General features: G+C 35.8%; 19 protein-coding genes. 2 read left to right on the top strand and 17 right to left on the bottom strand.

Annotated features, from left to right (window positions below; genetic code table 11):
* Positions 1-74 precede the first annotated feature (74 nt).
* The 7 genes from MH117_RS04100 to MH117_RS04070 all read right to left on the bottom strand — a co-directional run bounded on the left by MH117_RS04100 (position 75) and on the right by MH117_RS04070 (position 5726).
* Positions 75-236 (bottom strand): DUF255 domain-containing protein, encoded by a 162-nt coding sequence (locus MH117_RS04100; protein ID WP_343224430.1) that lies wholly within the window; start codon positions 234-236, stop codon positions 75-77.
* 222 nt (positions 237-458) lie between these two features.
* A complete protein-coding gene (locus MH117_RS04095; RefSeq protein ID WP_239327361.1) occupies positions 459-608 on the bottom strand; it encodes a hypothetical protein in 150 nt (49 codons plus the stop codon).
* A 245-nt stretch (positions 609-853) separates the two neighbouring features.
* A complete protein-coding gene (locus MH117_RS04090; RefSeq protein WP_239327360.1) occupies positions 854-1648 on the bottom strand; it encodes a DUF4145 domain-containing protein in 795 nt (264 codons plus the stop codon).
* A gap of 214 nt (positions 1649-1862) precedes the next feature.
* Positions 1863-2519 carry a DUF2290 domain-containing protein gene (locus MH117_RS04085; protein WP_239327359.1) on the bottom strand — a complete coding sequence of 219 codons (657 nt, stop codon included), beginning with the start codon at positions 2517-2519 and terminating at the stop codon, positions 1863-1865.
* Positions 2512-4605, bottom strand: coding sequence for a DEAD/DEAH box helicase (locus MH117_RS04080; RefSeq protein ID WP_239327358.1), 2094 nt, complete (start codon positions 4603-4605; stop codon positions 2512-2514). Before MH117_RS04080 ends, MH117_RS04085 begins: the two co-directional genes overlap by 8 nt.
* 247 nt (positions 4606-4852) lie before the next feature.
* Complete coding sequence (locus MH117_RS04075) at positions 4853-5509, bottom strand: hypothetical protein (protein ID WP_239327357.1); 657 nt, start codon at positions 5507-5509, stop codon at positions 4853-4855.
* 61 nt (positions 5510-5570) lie between these two features.
* Entirely contained in the window at positions 5571-5726 is a 156-nt protein-coding gene (locus MH117_RS04070; protein WP_239327356.1) for a hypothetical protein, read from the bottom strand.
* A 935-nt stretch (positions 5727-6661) separates the two neighbouring features.
* On the opposite strand from MH117_RS04070, the gene MH117_RS04065 reads away from it, so the two are divergent.
* The gene (locus MH117_RS04065) at positions 6662-6853 is read left to right on the top strand and encodes a hypothetical protein (RefSeq protein WP_239327355.1); all 192 of its coding nucleotides are present in this window, start codon (positions 6662-6664) and stop codon (positions 6851-6853) included.
* 23 nt (positions 6854-6876) lie between these two features.
* On the top strand, positions 6877-7413 hold the full coding sequence (locus MH117_RS04060) for a hypothetical protein (RefSeq protein ID WP_239327354.1): 537 nt from the start codon (positions 6877-6879) through the stop codon (positions 7411-7413).
* Positions 7414-7670: 257 nt separating this feature from the next.
* Here MH117_RS04060 and MH117_RS04055 read toward each other — a convergent pair whose 3' ends face one another.
* The 10 genes from MH117_RS04055 to MH117_RS04010 all read right to left on the bottom strand — a co-directional run bounded on the left by MH117_RS04055 (position 7671) and on the right by MH117_RS04010 (position 15865).
* On the bottom strand, positions 7671-8168 hold the full coding sequence (locus MH117_RS04055) for a CPBP family intramembrane glutamic endopeptidase (protein ID WP_239327353.1): 498 nt from the start codon (positions 8166-8168) through the stop codon (positions 7671-7673).
* A gap of 156 nt (positions 8169-8324) precedes the next feature.
* Positions 8325-8546: a helix-turn-helix domain-containing protein gene (locus MH117_RS04050; protein ID WP_239327352.1), complete on the bottom strand. Its 222-nt coding sequence runs from the start codon at positions 8544-8546 to the stop codon at positions 8325-8327.
* Positions 8547-8558: 12 nt separating this feature from the next.
* Positions 8559-9104, bottom strand: coding sequence for a hypothetical protein (locus MH117_RS04045; protein WP_239327351.1), 546 nt, complete (start codon positions 9102-9104; stop codon positions 8559-8561).
* 465 nt (positions 9105-9569) lie between these two features.
* Positions 9570-9992 (bottom strand): DUF1259 domain-containing protein, encoded by a 423-nt coding sequence (locus MH117_RS04040; protein WP_239327350.1) that lies wholly within the window; start codon positions 9990-9992, stop codon positions 9570-9572.
* A 54-nt stretch (positions 9993-10046) separates the two neighbouring features.
* Positions 10047-10466, bottom strand: coding sequence for a DUF1259 domain-containing protein (locus MH117_RS04035; protein WP_239327349.1), 420 nt, complete (start codon positions 10464-10466; stop codon positions 10047-10049).
* Between the two features lie 762 nt (positions 10467-11228).
* On the bottom strand, positions 11229-11987 hold the full coding sequence (locus MH117_RS04030) for a hypothetical protein (RefSeq protein WP_239327348.1): 759 nt from the start codon (positions 11985-11987) through the stop codon (positions 11229-11231).
* Positions 11988-12163: 176 nt separating this feature from the next.
* On the bottom strand, positions 12164-12967 hold the full coding sequence (locus MH117_RS04025; protein ID WP_239327347.1) for an HNH endonuclease: 804 nt from the start codon (positions 12965-12967) through the stop codon (positions 12164-12166).
* Positions 12968-13036: 69 nt separating this feature from the next.
* Positions 13037-13654, bottom strand: a complete 618-nt coding sequence (locus tag MH117_RS04020; RefSeq protein ID WP_239327346.1) for a cyclase family protein — start codon at positions 13652-13654, stop codon at positions 13037-13039.
* Between the two features lie 630 nt (positions 13655-14284).
* Complete coding sequence (locus tag MH117_RS04015; protein WP_239327345.1) at positions 14285-14551, bottom strand: translation initiation factor 2; 267 nt, start codon at positions 14549-14551, stop codon at positions 14285-14287.
* Positions 14552-14950: 399 nt separating this feature from the next.
* On the bottom strand, positions 14951-15865 hold the full coding sequence (locus MH117_RS04010) for a serine hydrolase domain-containing protein (protein ID WP_239327344.1): 915 nt from the start codon (positions 15863-15865) through the stop codon (positions 14951-14953).
* Positions 15866-16261: the final 396 nt, after the last annotated feature.

Below are 16261 nucleotides of genomic sequence, written 5' to 3'. Positions count from 1 at the left end.
ATATGGATTGTTACGACTTGAAAAGCTCAGCACAATTTACGGATGTACTTAACGCATCTCCTAAATGTAAATAATTAGGTACACTCAATTGAAAGGAAGATGGATTTGTTGTTGTGCTTAGCGATTTCAAAAGCTTCTTCTGACAAAAGGAACCAGGTCATTAGGGTGTGTGCGTGTTGCAGTAGATAGGGTGAATTTTCCTTGGCTAATCTCTTAAGTACTTTTTGAGTTGTCACGGGGCACCGCTTTGTTTCGTGTTAGAATTGGTTTAAGTAGCTTAGAGTTAGTTTACACAAAATGGTGGGGATAATCCCTTCCTGCTTCGTAGGCTTCCTCCACCATCATTTTTACAAGCTGCGTAGCCAATGAATCAGTAATATTGGCCGCTCCAATTAGCCTAGAAAATCCGTCAAATTCCCTTGCACATCTGCATCTACCAGTACAACCCACTTGCCCTACTAAACCAAGTCAAATCCCAAACTCATTGCTGTTGTTATCTTGCCGACACCGCCCTTTTGATTCTCCAAGACAATTGTATTTGTCATTTCATTTCCTCCCTTCAACACAAAAAAGCCCAAGCGGGTGAGCACTTGAACTTCCTTTGACAAAAATAAAAAAACAGTATCTCTGCCGTAATCTCGCCAAAACTCCTAAGGAAAATGGGGAAACGAGCTTTTGACTTCATCGCTGCCAGCGTTGCACTCTACCGCAGATGATCATTTACACAACCAAGAGCACACAAAAAATTTCCTTATCAAAACCATAAACACTGTAGTTCCCTGGATCCCTAGATATTCCCCTTCAAAAGCTATTGTTAAATTAAATATGCAAGGCTTCTGCCTCTTTCTAACGCCTACTTATAGTTATACCCCGATACCAATACACAAAACATATTTGTAAACTCTGGATACTTTGTAAAATACTCATCTTCTTTTAATATGTTGAATACCCTTGCTACGTCATCATTACTCTTAGAGATTTCAAAACGATGTAGATTTTTTTGTAGATTCTCTATCTTCCAAACGAAATCTTCATAATACGTTTCACCGATATCGCCCTTAACTGTCTCTAGAAACTTTAAGCTCCTTTGGTATTCCCCGCTTTTTAGATAAGCCATAGATAGCTTGTCAATAATCATAAGATTACCCTTATCATGCTGCCAAACCTTTTCCAGAATGTAAACACGCTTAACCGGTGGTAATGAACTAAGAAGAGTTAATAATTGTGGTTCAGTTCCTACTTTATTCTTTTTAAAATAGACGACAAGTAAATCTTCAAATATGTTTACTGCATAATTAACGGCAATTCTAATTTCATTCGAAGTAAATCTTTTACCATAATGAGCACCTTTGTTTCCGGTATTCTTAATTTTAAAATACTTATTTGCAACATCTCTATCTATGTGATTCTTAACTAATATAATTTTGTCATCAAGTTGACTTTTTCTCCACTCATCCTCAGAAATATTAGCCAAATTTTTAAGTTTATCTTTCAGTAATAAATCTATAGCACCTTCTAAATATCGACGTAAACAATTAGCTTGAACTACTTCCCTTAATTCTGGATTAATAAAATCTCTATATTCATCCATTAGTTTGAATGGAATCAAAGGTGGAATAGTAACAGATAAGATACTATCTTGACTCACAGTACACCAACCTTTTCTATGAAATGAGAGGTAGAATCTGCTAAATAAAAAATAAGCTGAACGCAATATGTCTCTTGCTGTCCTACATATGAGAGCAGCACATTACTTATTAAGCTTAAGCAAAATAAAAAGCCTATAGGATTCTTTCCAATAGGCTAACCGATGCTTCCGGATTTGATTTCATATTACCATAAAAACTAATTTTAGTACATAACTATAATGTCATGTTAAAATGGATAAGCTTCTCTTCATCTATAGAAATTGTTCGTTCTAATTCAATCTCCGTTTTTCGAAGATTATTGAAATTGCGATAAGCATTTGAATAAAAATTACGCAATATGAAATCCACAAAGGCAGTAGGTGTAATTGGAGCGTGAACAGGAATTCTACAATTTTTATACTGCCCGAATGACGCATGTGATTTAGCATGATATTCATCATGCATATCTTCATTGTAATCAAACCTTATTGGTATAGGAACAATACTTTTAGCAAGGATATCTGCATAGAGGTCTTCTTTTTCATAAATTTCTGGTTCATTCTGAAATTGTTCCAGATAAGGATTTGGGAAAACAGCTAACCTATGAGAAACTAGTTTATCATTATAAACCATATACATTAGTTGAATTAAAGTACCGTCTACCATTTTAATATTGAAATTCCGATCAGTATATAGTTCATTATAGATTGAATTGTACTCTATATTTTTGAATACAATAGATAAATTGTCCGACTTTCCCCAATCAATTACATCAAATTTGTCGTTTTTTCGAATAGACGGAAAGTTTTGATCAATACTTAAACTAAAGTCAATAAGCTGACTTGTTACCTCAGTAACCTCGTTATACAATTGTTGCGTTAATCTACTCATCAAAAATACCTCTTAATGCTTCTCTAAGTTCATCTGGGAGGTCTTCAAGATACATTTCTTTACGTTTAATTGCCTTAATTACTTCGGTCAAATTTTCAATACTTGATTCAATGAATTTTCTTGTATCCTTAGTTATATCCCTATGAATAATATTCATTTTTTTTCTTTGCTCTTCTGTAGGGTATTTAAACTCCAATAAGAAATTATTAACCTTGGCCTTCTCGTACTCTTTAGAAAGAGCTTCCATTCCATCACCGAAACCTGAAATTCTCACCCATCCTTTACTTCTTGTAATTGCAGTAAACAATATATTTCTTTTCTTCGAAAGCTCTAGTCCACTATGACAATTCTGGGCATTTATAACATACACCATTCCTGCCTCATTGCCCTTTGCTCTATAAATTCCAGTAAAAGTTACAGAATCTTCTTCTACAAACATATCTGGATTTGCAGCACCAGCTAAATGAGAGTTCACTCCATTTTCAAATAATTTTTTCCTAATATTGCCCATTGCATTTTGTGTTGATACTGGATCGGTGTGTATCACCATTATGTCTTGTGGTCGCAACTCATCTTCTTGAATATTCTTAATAATTTCTGACACAAGCCAATCTTCTTGTGAAAGTTCATTATTAAATGATTTAAACTGAATTAAATCATCAATACCGGAGTGGTTCTCCAAAAAATCAGGACTTGATTCAGAATTTCTCCCCAGTTTAACCATTTGACCATCATTTAATGCCCCTTCTTCAACAACATATCCTACATCCATCCAAAGAGATTTATCACCAAACAATTGAACTAACCCTTCTTCTCTATAAACACCAAAACCAAGTGCATGAGCTGTAGCAAGTAGTGGTCTAGAATTCCTATAGCATACTTTAAGAATAATATCTTGTTTGGGCTTATTTCGTTCATTTCTCAATTCTACTAATGGTTGCCCTTGCTCGTTTAAACCAAATATTTCTTCTACAGGTGGCATTGAGTTCCTACTCAAGGTCTGAAGTTCATCGTATGCAAATATTAATCTCTTGGGGTGTCTCAATATCCCATAACACATCTTCAAGAAATCGCTTGAAAAATCTTGTGCTTCATCAATTAGTATTACATCGTATAAAGGTACAAATGTACTTATTTGAGAAAGAGCTCGTTTGCAAACAGTATCAAACCCACCACCAAGGTAATGTTTCGCATTATTAAAATCGAAATATTCAATACCGTGGGTTTTACATACTTCATAATAAATACCGTTATTCGACGGACTTCCCCATGCCTGAAGAATTTTAATTTTCGTCCAGTCTGGCTTATCTCTTTTGTGTTCAAAAGTAAATCTTGAAATCAAATCTTCGAATTGCTTCTTTAAGGCTCTAGTTTGAAAAGTCACCGCGATATCCCAATCGGGATTTTTTGAATGCAAGTATGCAACCTTCAATGCGAGAACTATTGTTTTCCCTGATCCGGCTAATCCCCTAATTCTTTGAACTGAATCAGATGTTTCAATTACAGCTGCACTTTGTTGATTATCTAAATTAGCAATTGAATCCTCTAAGGACTTTAATATAGCACCCTTTGAATTTTCGCGCTTGACATTGTCTCTTTTAGGAGTATTTTTGATGTTTGTCACAGCTTGAATAGCCTGTAGTAAACTACTGTAGTAACCACTTTCATTCCATTTGATTGTACTTAGATATGATTTCAATTCATCATGCTGGGTTATTACTTCTTCTGTCTCAGGACTATTTCTCCATCCTGAAGCATATGTCACAACGTTTATCATTACTTTTAATTCTCTACGAACAGTTAATGTCTTATAGTCTGCCAGCTTTGATTGAGTTTTCATATATAGATCGTCACGAATATCTGACCTGTCTTCATAACTAATACCTTCTACTAAGTCAAATATTATTACGCCAAAATCAGGAGACACCAGCATAGCATCAATATTAAATGGCCCTTCTACGCTGCCAATTATAGGGTAACCTAAATAAAGAATACCTGTGTACTCTGAATTGAACTTTTCAAAAAAATCAACCAAACTTTGGCAAGCAACGTGCTTATCCGAACTACCTCTAATAATATTGATCATAACAGATTTGCCCCCAAAAAGTACGATATTATTCCATTTTACCAAGTAAACCAAAAATAATACACTCAATAAACATTAATTAACCCCACGCCTTTAATATGAGCTAGAAGTCCCTTCCATCTCCAATATAAAAAAAGAAACTCCTGTTTAAAGCAGAGCCTCTACGAGAATAAATACGTTATACCAGAATCTTATCCGTATCCACCTATAGCAAAGCTGAAATATGTAAATATATTACATGTTTCATTTACATTATTTTATATTTTCTCACCTTACTATAGTCATCTACAATTCCATTCAATAATTTGTTATCTATTATTTCTACAATTCGATCAAATAGCCCCTTTTTAAACTCATGTAATGTCAAAGCTTTAGAGAACCCCTTAATATTCACGTCTTTTTTTGCGATTTCAAATATCGTTTCAAATAGCTCACCTGTTTTTTTGATATCTGCTCCTTCATTGTCCAGCTCAATTATTATTCTTTTAGCGTTTTTAAAATTCCCATGCTCATATTCTATTAGAATTAATCTGGGGTTATATGAATATTCAAGATCAAAATCAGTTTCAAGCTTCTCTAAAAAATCCATGTACTTCTCTTCATTGAAATAATATTTCTTAGCTTTAATTTTAATGGTTTGCTCAGAACCATAAATCTCTTCTTCGTAATAGCCTGGCAAATAAAAGTTAATATATTTATTAGACTTATAGTTAAATCTGTTAATGTAGTTAAGAATATACTCCCTGTTCAACTGTTGTCGATAATCAGCAATAAGTAAACCAAAAGTTATAGGAATATCAGAATTTTCTCGCCTTTTAATTTCGTGTACTAATCTTTCGTATTCCCCTAAAGGCCACATAACATTTTCATCTCCATATTTTTGATAAATAATAGTTTTAGGCATATTGTACCATATAAAAAGAGACTTCTAGAATAAATTCCAGAAGTCTACAAGTATAGTATTCTCACCTATAACAAACCGTCAACTCCACCCGATTCCCTTCCCGATTATACACAATCCGCTTCACTAGCTTCTTCAACGCCCGATTCTTCTCTTCACTCTTCACCGAAGCGCTCCACAACTCCCTAAACTCACCTATCCGCTCATATTTCTGCTCCACAGTCGGTTAATTCCTTTCATCTACTACAACCTTCCGCAAATCCTTTAACTCTTCCTCCAGCTTCTGTATCTGCCTTGACCGAACAGCCTTTTGCTCTAAAATACTTGCTTGTTTATCATGTCCTCTTCATAGGATTCATGCAGCTTGTCCAGCGCCCGTTTCTGCATTTTCAGCTCCTTCTCTTTGACCTCGATAATGACCTGTGTATCACATTGTACCTACTTCCATGCAATTCAATCTCCCGTAAAATATTCGGGTCAACATGAATAATCCGATCAATACAGAGCATTGAAAAAATCAACATCCATTACCTTGCCGCGCTGCTCACATTTACATCTTTATACTGGTGATAGCACAATGCACTCCAGTGCTGCCCCTGCTTCTTGTTCTCTCCCAACCGGAAGCTCATCAGCGAACCGCATTTTTCACAATAAAGCAAGCCTGACAATGGAAAAATGTTACGTCTTGAATTGGGATTCAACATGTGATTCTTAAGCAGCCGCTTCATGTTCTTCTGGCGTTTTCAACTTTTCATGAGTTCCCATGACTTTAAACCACTCTTATTCGGGAACCAATTCCACCTGTCCACGTTTTGAACGGGTTTTACCATAAGTGATGTAAAAATGGATTTCACTTGTCAGCAACCGTTGAACAGTAATATTTGAACAGCCTAAATTATTTCCATCAGGCTTAATGTTGTATGGCGTGGGTATCTTGTTTTCCGTCTGTGAATTGTCATATGACCACATCTTTTAATATTATTATTAAGCTTCACTCCCTCGGTTTTTAATCGAAAACTTTTACTATCATTTTTTTCGGCTATAACTAGGTGTACTGCCAAAGTAATAAATTGGGACTAAAAGAATGAACACTAGAGTTTTTCCTGTGGTAGTTTGGTCTTTAACGGGTGATGGGGTTCTCTCAAATGGTATATCATGGAATTTGAGAGAAGATGGATGTTATTGGAATTTTTTTATCTTGACCAATATGCTACAGCTCATATTACCGATGGTGAGCATACCCAATCAGGAACTTATACAATGAAATGGTCCGGACGAGTAAAAGGTTACTATAGTAGTGGTAGTGATTGGACCGACTCAGGAGAAAAAACTTATTATTTGAATTAACTACTCTATGAGGGGTGTTAGTAATGAAAAGAAAGAATAAAAAAATAATCGTCCTTGGATTAGCCACTTTCATTTTGATAACTGGTACTAGCGTATACGCCAGTGGTGCTATCTCTTCTCTTTTTCCAACAGTAAGTTCCGAACACCAGGATAAAGCCAAAATAGTAGAGGAACGTTTAACCCATTCATGGAATAAAGGAAGGGAAATCATTCAAAAAAGTGAACAGGTTAAAGTATCAAACAGAACTGATGTCAATGCAGACCAAGATCTTACAAATTGGACGTTTGTTAATTCACATAACTTAAAAGAAGATATCCTATCTTCTTTCTCTAAAGAAGAACAATCTTCTTTCCTAGAAGCTTTTTATAGTGAGGAGAGAAGCAAGAATCTTGAGATAGGGGATAAAATGTCCGCCTTACTTATAAGTCCTGATAAGTCACAAATTTTAGTGTATTGGGAAAAAGCTAATGGTTCTTACGTTGTAATTCAGTTGAAAACGAAAATTACCAGTTCTCACACATGGTATGTGGATGGAGTTAGCATTTTGCCCGCTAAATAGAATATTGAAATTAAATGTATACATCTAACAGAAAAACAGCCCTCATAAAAATTAAGGGCTGTTTTTTGCTGTCCACAATAAATCATACAACTTTAAACTTGTTTGATCCGTTTACAATATCCTTTCTTGGTATCCCATTTTCATATCATTGAACCAATTGCCCCTTAAACTCGTCTTTATATTTGAAGCATTTATTCATAATCACGCTCTAATGACCTAATCTCTCATTTTTAACATGTTCTAATACAACTAACTACTTACAAGATTTTAAACATCATCATGAACGCTGAAAATAGATTTGCACATCCGTGCAATATCCAGCTTGGGATTATCGATCCATCTGATAATTTTTCGTTAATGTAACCCATTACCCAGCCGATTACAGCTGTGAATGTGCTTATTATCGCTGCATTTAAGATTCCAGTATTAAAATAGAACATAATCCCGTGCAAGCAGCCAAACAATAATGCTTGCATTGTGTTTCCAACAACAAATCCAAATGCAGAAATAGCTCGTTTCCCAATAAACCCTCGAAATAACATTTCTTCAGATAATCCTGTCTGTACAAAAGCATATAACAAAGCGGCTATTATTCCTGAAATGCCAACTCCATAAAATTGGGATGCTGCAATGGCTGACTTATTGGTAAAGAACAATAAAATCACAACCCCAATTAGGGAAAACAAACTAAATCCCAATATTAAAAAGGTAAAAAAGCGAATTCTATTATGTATTTTTGGGATTTTTAACCCCATCCACTTCAAAAATGACTGCTTTTTTCTCCCAAATGTAAACCAACATAGGAGAGTGATTACGCTAACAAGAACGACTTGCATGATCGAGGAAACTAAACTCGAAAACGTCATCTGCCCCTCCATAAACTTGATTTTATAAGTTAGTCTTACAGGTTTTTATCCGTCTACATCTTCTTCCCTTTTATACTCTAAAATATCACCGGGCTGACAATCCAATACTTTGCAGATCGCATCAAGTGTGGAAAAGCGGATGGCACTGACCTTCCCCGTTTTTATGTTAGAGAGATTCACATTAGAAATCCCTACTTTTTCTGCAAGTTCATTTAGCGACATTTTTCGATCTGCCATCATCCGATCTAATCTTAAAATAATTGCCATCATACACCATCCTTAAAGAGTTTCATCAGATTGCTGTTGTAACACCCCGCCGTATTCAAAAATTTGAGCTAGGCAAAAGAAAACAACTGCAACCAAAATGAAAGATAGTTCAAATGATACATCATAGACCTTAACAGTAGGTGCTAATATCTGCAGCATCAGCATCTCGACAGATGCGGGAATAATAGCGAGCAGCACCATCCACTTGGAGATTGCTTTTAATCGCTTCGTATGTTTGGCAGCAAAAGGCGTATACTCTCTGCTAATATCCTTAAATATTGCACCAGCTAAAAATAGCATGACAATCATAATGCTTTGCTTACTTACATTCACACAGAGTTGAACAATTAGTTCGGATTTGGAGTAATCTGCAATATTTCCAAGTGGTGAAATGATATGAATACTACCTAGTGTTGTAGAGTTCACATCCCCTGGCACTGCCGCAAGCCAAATGATAGCTGAAATTTCAACGCCAACAGCTATAAACACGATGATGCGAAGGATTTTGAGACATACCGCCAACAATTTACTACTTCTCTTAATTTTATTATTGTTCATATTATCATCCCCCTTTATTTGGATGATTTAAGTATGACATCAAAAACTACGTTTTTCAACAATTATTTAATGTTTATCGATAATTATTTTATGAAAAATGTAACTGAGGCAGATAAGAAATTCAGGTATGACTTATTGAGACTCATATTTTCATCGAATAAATATTCGACCTAATGCACTAAGCGCGTAGAAGTAATTTTTCAATGTACTACCTTTTGTGGATCTTGAGGCAGACGTTGAATACCTCCCCCCAACTCGTACTAACAAACATAAAAAAGAGGATGCCCCAGCAGCCATTACATGGCTTTTGAAACACCTCTTAATGTGTATAATTAAGCATTCCCCTATAAGCCTCAACTAGATCAAAAGTGAAAATTACCCTTACTATGACAGTAGTACTCATTACCCAATAAAAGACACATCAGTGACGATGAAGACGTTTCAGGTTCATACAATTCCTCTTCTTTAACCTAGGAAAGCAATCGAACGTTTTACTTTTCTTGCAAATGCAACTGGTTTATCGATTGACTCCCAGTGAATGTACATAAGACGTGGATTCTCAAATAGCCAGTGATTATGGACTGCAGTTACAGTGATCCCGTTTCTGCGCAGGTTTGACAGCAATTGATTAACTTGGTTCTGGAAGAGAGCCGTTTCCCCTAAACACAGCGCGCGGCCTGAACTGTCCAGTGATTCAAACGAGAACAGTTGATAGCGGACCAATGGAGATGTGGTACGTCTTCCTAAAATTGAGGCTTTTATTATCCTGTTTCTGGTAACAAAACAAACCGGGCCCTTAGTAATTTCATGCTCGGTCCCACCTAAAATAGTTGAAAATTGGTTGCATAGTCTTCTAAAACGGGGACTTGCTTGCACGTGTTCCGCCATACGAAATCATCCTTTCAGAATAAATGAATAATAGAATTTCACCGCTCCAATGCATTAACCTAAGAATGCAATGGATTCTTTGGTTTTTCTAGCAAACGCAACAGGATTGTCAATCGCTTCCCAGTGCATATACATTAAACGAGGATTTTCTTTTAGCCAGTGATTATGAAGTGAAGTCACTTTTATGCCCCGTTTTCGGAGATTTGACATCAATCGATTCACTTGATTTTGATGTACGGCAGTCTCGCCCAAACAAAGCGCGCGGCCCGACTTATCAAGAGATTCAAACGAAAACATTTGCATTTGTACCAATGGCGAACGCGTTCTTCTTCCCAGGATCGTCTCCCTTAAATTCGTCATGCGCATGACAAAACAAACCGGACCTGCTTCAACTTCCGATTCACCACCTAGAATTTTTCCAAATTGCATACAAAGTCTTTTGAATTGCTGGCTAACCTTCACTTTTGCTGCCATATAAACCCTCCTGTGCTCATTATCGAAATATCTTATGATCAAAGAAGGAAAGTGTATAGGCAAAACACTGAGAATAAACGAATAAACCAGGTTATAGCATTGATTATTGATGTACTTGCCCCGAAAATCCAAAACGCTTGTCAAAAGAAAAAGCCGAGCGAAAATCAGGATAGAGGTAAGTCAGGAGATGTGTTATACCGAGGATGAAATAGGAGTATATTTAAAATACAAGTCTTCATACAAAAAAGACGCTTTCACCCTGACTCATCAGTGTGTTGAAGGCGTCTTTTTTTCTTTGAAAATACTTACTTAGTCTGGTTGAGTACTCAATGAATGCTGCTTAATGATGCTTTATCGGGACCATAATTCATTTGTGAAAATCCTTATAATCCTGTGTTCGGTATCAGCAGCCCTTGGCCGGAGGTTTTCACACTTTCCAATATACGATCCTTCACCTCAATGCCGGTCAATGGTGAAAATGATCGCCATCGACAAAATATACTAAGCAAGACATCCGGCAGTCCTATATATCTTAAAATCGTTTACGCGATAGTTCTAATTCATTAAATAATCTGTTTGCTATCTACTTCCTTCTATATTCGAAAAAAACGTTCAAATCGTTAATCTATGAACTGAGTCCGACAGACTAAGCCTCTCGGGAGGGGGAGCTGATTCAACATCTCCGCTTACCACATTTTTCGAACCATGGGCAAAACACTCAGCGTACTCACAGTATTTTACGACGTACTATCTTCATAGAATTTATTTACGAAAAATCTTTGGTATCCTTTTAATTATTTTTTTTAATACTTCATTGCTTTTTCTATTTTCTCTTTTTACTGATACATAAAATATTTTAGTCAATGAAAACAACATTATTGAGCACAATAGGGATAACAAGGCTAGTTGCACATCAAACCATCCAGATGCATTTAAAAATGAATTTTTTTGTATATATTGATTCCAAAGACAAATATATAAAAATAGTAACGTGGCTCCCAATAAAAATCTCGAGACGTTATGTAATAAAATTAAAAACTCAATTACTAACTTATAAAAAATATTCTTTCTATTTAGACTTTTAAATTGAAGATGATCCTCATAAATAATGTCATGTGCTTCCCAAAACTCATTTTCAATAGTCCAATAAAAACTCTCAAGTTTTTTCATAAATAAATATTCTGTTGATCTTCCTGGATTTTGTAAGTATTCTTCATACATTACCTCTAATTCAAAATATGTCTCTAGATTAGAAGTAGTTCCAATAAATCTAACATTAGAATTATCAACTTTGTATTCATCAAAAAACTCTTTGATTAAGATCATTTTTTTATCATGATCTCTTATAAATTTTATTCGCTTTAATTTAATATACATTGGGGTATAAACTTCGTTATAACTTAAACCCAGCTCTTTTAAATACGACTCTCTCTTCTTGGCTCTAAAATTATATAGATAACTAATAAATCCTGTAATAATAGCTAAGATTATTACGGGTAATTGAACATTAGTGAGGCTCAATTATTTCACTCTTCCTTTTGTAGTATATCTTATAACGTTCTTGAATTCACAAACCCGAGATCCTCAAGTGACCAACGAGAACAGATCGCCAGACTCAGGATCGTAGTGTTGCCTGACTTAATCTGCTTCTCTGCATTAACCGATTCAAGAGCGAAGTCCGCAGCGTAGATACGAAGTTAATCGACTTCGGGAGGATACACAATAAAGTGTCTTTCACCCGATTCTTTCTTTAATTTTTTAATCAACATTTTTTCATCACTAAATATTTCAAAATTCTGAGGGACGTCATTTCTTTGTAGTTTATTATTCTTGACACAAACTAATGGCATTGAAATTTTCGTAAAGTATTGCATTAAAAAACCCAAAGCAAAGTCTTTTTGTAATTCGAACATATCATGATCAAAACCGCCATTACTATTTTTATGCCCCTCAATATCAAGATACAAATATCGTTTCTGATGTGGATTATGTTTCTGAGCATTTTGTAATAATTTTACTAGTATGCTTGCTGAAGTGTCAAAATCCTCATGCTCATAAACAACATGATATATCGCTACCCCACTATTTTTTAACATATTAATATTAAGATGCTCTTCCATGATTGGTTCCATGACATTTTCACCATTAGCTCTTCTTTCCATGCGTTCATACCAATCGTCTCTCATTTCTCTTATTTGTTTACGTTTTTCTGGGTTTCCTCCAAAGAGATCGTGACATGAAGCACATAGTGGAGCTGCATTCTCAATTGTATCACTTCCACCCTCAGCTTGTGGAATTATGTGGTGTATTTCTACAAATACTTTGTGACATATAACACACCTAAAACACGCTCTTCGTTTTGCTTCTAATTTGATTTTCTCTGAAAAGGCCATTATTGATCTTCTCCTTTCGATTAATTTTGCCTTGCAGGGTTGTCCGCCTGTTTCTGTTTTTATTCCAACATTTCTCAAGTGACCAAGGATCAGCACTAGCTGATCCACTGAGTGAATGCTACGTTATCGAATATCTTCGCATTCTTCGAATGGGCCTTCAGTTCCTTAGCTGTATATTCATTCTGTACGCGCAATAATACGTGCAGCCGAAGAATCTGCCTTAATTAGAAGTGGCAGGGCTATTATCTCAAATGAACTGACATCCAATAATCGATCAATATTTGTGAGATTTTCAGCAATCAGCACTTGGTTATCAAACCATAATTTATGAATTTCAAATGGATACCGATCTGGAGATGGTGTGTCCATTCCAATTAGTTTTATTTTCTTTCGAACTACTAATTCTGCAAATTCTTTTGTTATAATCGGATGCTCTGAAAAATACTTTTCTTGGCCGAAGTATACACTGAAGCCCGTATATAGGATTAAGATTGTCCCTTCACCTATTAAGTGTTCATACTCTTCTTTATACTCAATGCGATTCATGCCAGATACATCTAGTAATGTTCCCTTCCCCACAAATGAATCCAGGGGAAATTCACTCAAATATAGTACGGACTCAATTAGATGCATGGGACCATCTATATGTGTGCCGGTGTGCATATTCATCGTTAACTGGTGATTACAATAACCATCACTAGACAAATACTTCGTTTGTACGAGCTCCATCTCACTGTCGCCTGGATATACAGGGATTTGATGCTGAAGAACATGAGTTAAATCTATAAGCTTCATTAAACATCCCTCATTTTCTTATTATCATTACGCAAATTGCCGATATCTTTCTTGTATCTACAAACCGAGCGACTGAGAGGAGCGAACACGCCGGGGCCGATGGACTTAATCTTGCAGGATTGTTTGTCCGATCCCACTTCTCCGCAATACTACAGACGATCAAGAGACCATTCCCCATCCCCAAAACAGTGTAGATACTGTGTTATGTAAAGGCTCTGACTTCATTAAAATACTTAATATCATTGTGCTTGAAGGGTAGCGTCAAGCATTATGTGTAAATAAAAAAACCTTCTTCAGCTCGGCATTGGAACGCTATAAATCGTGAAGATATACGGGATTTCACTCAACGATTTAATGACCTTGGATAAGTAGAGTTTCACTTGTCAAAGAAAGTCTCTAGGGCCGCTCAACCAACTGCTCATCTTCTGCTCGGTATACAAAACCCCCGTCACATCCTGTTTGGTGACTAGGGCTTGGACCAAGTCTGATGTTAAATGATTCATAGGGAAGACCTCTTTTCAGGAAATTGTGTTATGTGACTTCATTCTACAAGAAAAGGTCTTCCTTTTTGCTCTTTATCTATTTACACAAGATATTTTAGGCTCTCTTGATGTAGCTTAGGGAAACATTTTATTTCATCATTCTTTTGATTTGTTTTAACTCACTTATTATATAGTCTATCTGCTTTTGCATGGTGTCTGACTGTTTTGATTGTTCATCCAGATTTTGAGAATCTTGGTTACTTGATTTTTCTAAAGCTTCTAATGCAAGACCCGCAGCAATCGCAGCTATACCATCTCCTAATGTAGCGATAGTGGCCCCAATAAATGCAAGTCTTGCGATCTGAATGTCTTGTGAATCAGAGGATTGTTTTGAATTTTTTCCATTTCCACTCATTTCATATCCTCCTTACAATCATAGAAAAAGTGAATTGCCTTAAGTGCATCATATGCATTTTTTTAATAAAGGTGAGGATGTTAAAAATTAAAATAATTTAGTTGATGATTAAGTTCACATCAAAACGATGCGTTTACAAACGCTGTTAGCGTTAAGCATCTTAAATACTGTACGATCAGATACAACTTCCTTAGTTCCATCTTCCCGAATATCAACTGCAAGGCATCCAGCTTCTTTAGTGACGGTTTCAAGTTTAACTGCAATGTATGCGGCATCGATGTAGACGCAATCCTAACGCTTAGCTAACGTCCCTTTGACGAAAGCATCTACTTGCTTGCTCATAAGATTTGTCATATCAGACACAAAGGTCTTCCTTTTTATCTATTTACACAAGATATTTTACGATCTCGCTTGAAGGCAGTCATAGAATATTTCATTAAAAGAATTCTGATCTTCAGTGTAGTTTTCGGTATATTTATTTAGCATTCGTACGCCTACCGCATTAAACTCTGGCACAATGACACAGTGGCAGCCTGCTGCACCAGATGCATAATAGCACTTATCCTGATAGTACCATCCAAAAATTCGGTTTTTATCTTCGGTATCCATTCGTAATTGATCGATGAGTATAAAAACGTCAGCTGGAACTAACTCATTCTGATTAAGTAAACCTCTATTCAGATGTAAATTTCCCCACTGTGCCAGTTCTCTCGTACTTGAATACAGATTTCTTTCATGACCTTCATTTGACTCCACTCTAACGGATGCATAGCCATCAGCAGCTTGAAAATCACAAACTAATTTTTCATTAGGTACCGACACCCACTCCGTACCCGTTAACTTCATTGGTTTAAAAATTCGATCTGTAATTAATTGAGCAATATTATATCCTGTAAGTTCCTTTATTAGTTCAGATGCTACTTCCTCACGTTCAACACGATGGGGTCCAAAATATTTAGTACCTGATTTTGTTGCTAAATCTCTTATTGTAGTATTGCCCAACTCATATTCAGGCATTTGGGTGAGGACATCCGAAACTTTACAGTCAACGGACAATTTACTTTCCACAACAGCAATTGCTGTAGCGAGTCCGACATACGTCTTCCTTAGTGAATATAGATTGAACATGGAATCAGCTGTTACGACGAGTGATCCGTTCTTTAAATGATGCGTTCCTGAATACCATTCTGTTAAAACTTTGTTGTCCTGAATGATCAATATAGACGCGGCAGAGGACCCAAACTTTTCTTTTGCTTCTACTGTATATGAGATTAAGCTTGAAAATTTGTTATCCGTCCGTGCTGGTGCTTTCATGTTTTAACCTCCTCTGATTGTTTTTCTTCTCTCGTACATTAACGCTTCTCGTATTAACGATAACGACTCGACCAGCCTCAGAATGCTCCTAACTTATGCTCGCTCGTTTGTTGTCCGAGCCACTTCCATGATTATACATCTACTAACTAAAAGGTGTAAGCTCCGCAGCACGAATAAGTTGTCAGGTGAAAGACAAGCTTCCTTGAAAAACATGCGAGTTCAACTAGCTGTTATCATCACTCCCTGTTTCTTGCGCTGTAATTATTTTGAGATTATCCATTTTACTATTCAGATTAATAATTTCACGCTATCTAATTTTCTAAATAAAACAATATATATTTATTTAATTACAATTATTATTTATTGTAAAACGATAAATTTGGCATTATAATAACA

It is taken from the genome of Paenibacillus sp. ACRRX (assembly GCF_022346885.1).
Classification (GTDB): domain Bacteria; phylum Bacillota; class Bacilli; order Paenibacillales; family Paenibacillaceae; genus Paenibacillus_B.
This window is presented reverse-complemented; position numbering and strand designations above follow the sequence as displayed.

Excerpts from the sequence above, each read along its gene's own strand:
- MH117_RS04085 (WP_239327359.1), bottom strand. The coding sequence starts at position 2,519 with ATGAGTAGATTAACGCAACAATTGTATAACGAGGTTACTGAGGTAACA.
- MH117_RS04080 (WP_239327358.1), bottom strand. The coding sequence starts at position 4,605 with ATGATCAATATTATTAGAGGTAGTTCGGATAAGCACGTTGCTTGCCAA.
- MH117_RS04075 (WP_239327357.1), bottom strand. The coding sequence starts at position 5,509 with ATGCCTAAAACTATTATTTATCAAAAATATGGAGATGAAAATGTTATG.
- MH117_RS04065 (WP_239327355.1), top strand. The coding sequence starts at position 6,662 with ATGGAATTTGAGAGAAGATGGATGTTATTGGAATTTTTTTATCTTGAC.
- MH117_RS04060 (WP_239327354.1), top strand. The coding sequence starts at position 6,877 with ATGAAAAGAAAGAATAAAAAAATAATCGTCCTTGGATTAGCCACTTTC.
- MH117_RS04055 (WP_239327353.1), bottom strand. The coding sequence starts at position 8,168 with ATGGGGTTAAAAATCCCAAAAATACATAATAGAATTCGCTTTTTTACC.
- MH117_RS04050 (WP_239327352.1), bottom strand. The coding sequence starts at position 8,546 with ATGGCAATTATTTTAAGATTAGATCGGATGATGGCAGATCGAAAAATG.
- MH117_RS04045 (WP_239327351.1), bottom strand. The coding sequence starts at position 9,104 with ATGAACAATAATAAAATTAAGAGAAGTAGTAAATTGTTGGCGGTATGT.
- MH117_RS04040 (WP_239327350.1), bottom strand. The coding sequence starts at position 9,992 with ATGGCGGAACACGTGCAAGCAAGTCCCCGTTTTAGAAGACTATGCAAC.
- MH117_RS04035 (WP_239327349.1), bottom strand. The coding sequence starts at position 10,466 with ATGGCAGCAAAAGTGAAGGTTAGCCAGCAATTCAAAAGACTTTGTATG.
- MH117_RS04020 (WP_239327346.1), bottom strand. The coding sequence starts at position 13,654 with ATGAAGCTTATAGATTTAACTCATGTTCTTCAGCATCAAATCCCTGTA.
- MH117_RS04015 (WP_239327345.1), bottom strand. The coding sequence starts at position 14,551 with ATGAGTGGAAATGGAAAAAATTCAAAACAATCCTCTGATTCACAAGAC.
- MH117_RS04010 (WP_239327344.1), bottom strand. The coding sequence starts at position 15,865 with ATGAAAGCACCAGCACGGACGGATAACAAATTTTCAAGCTTAATCTCA.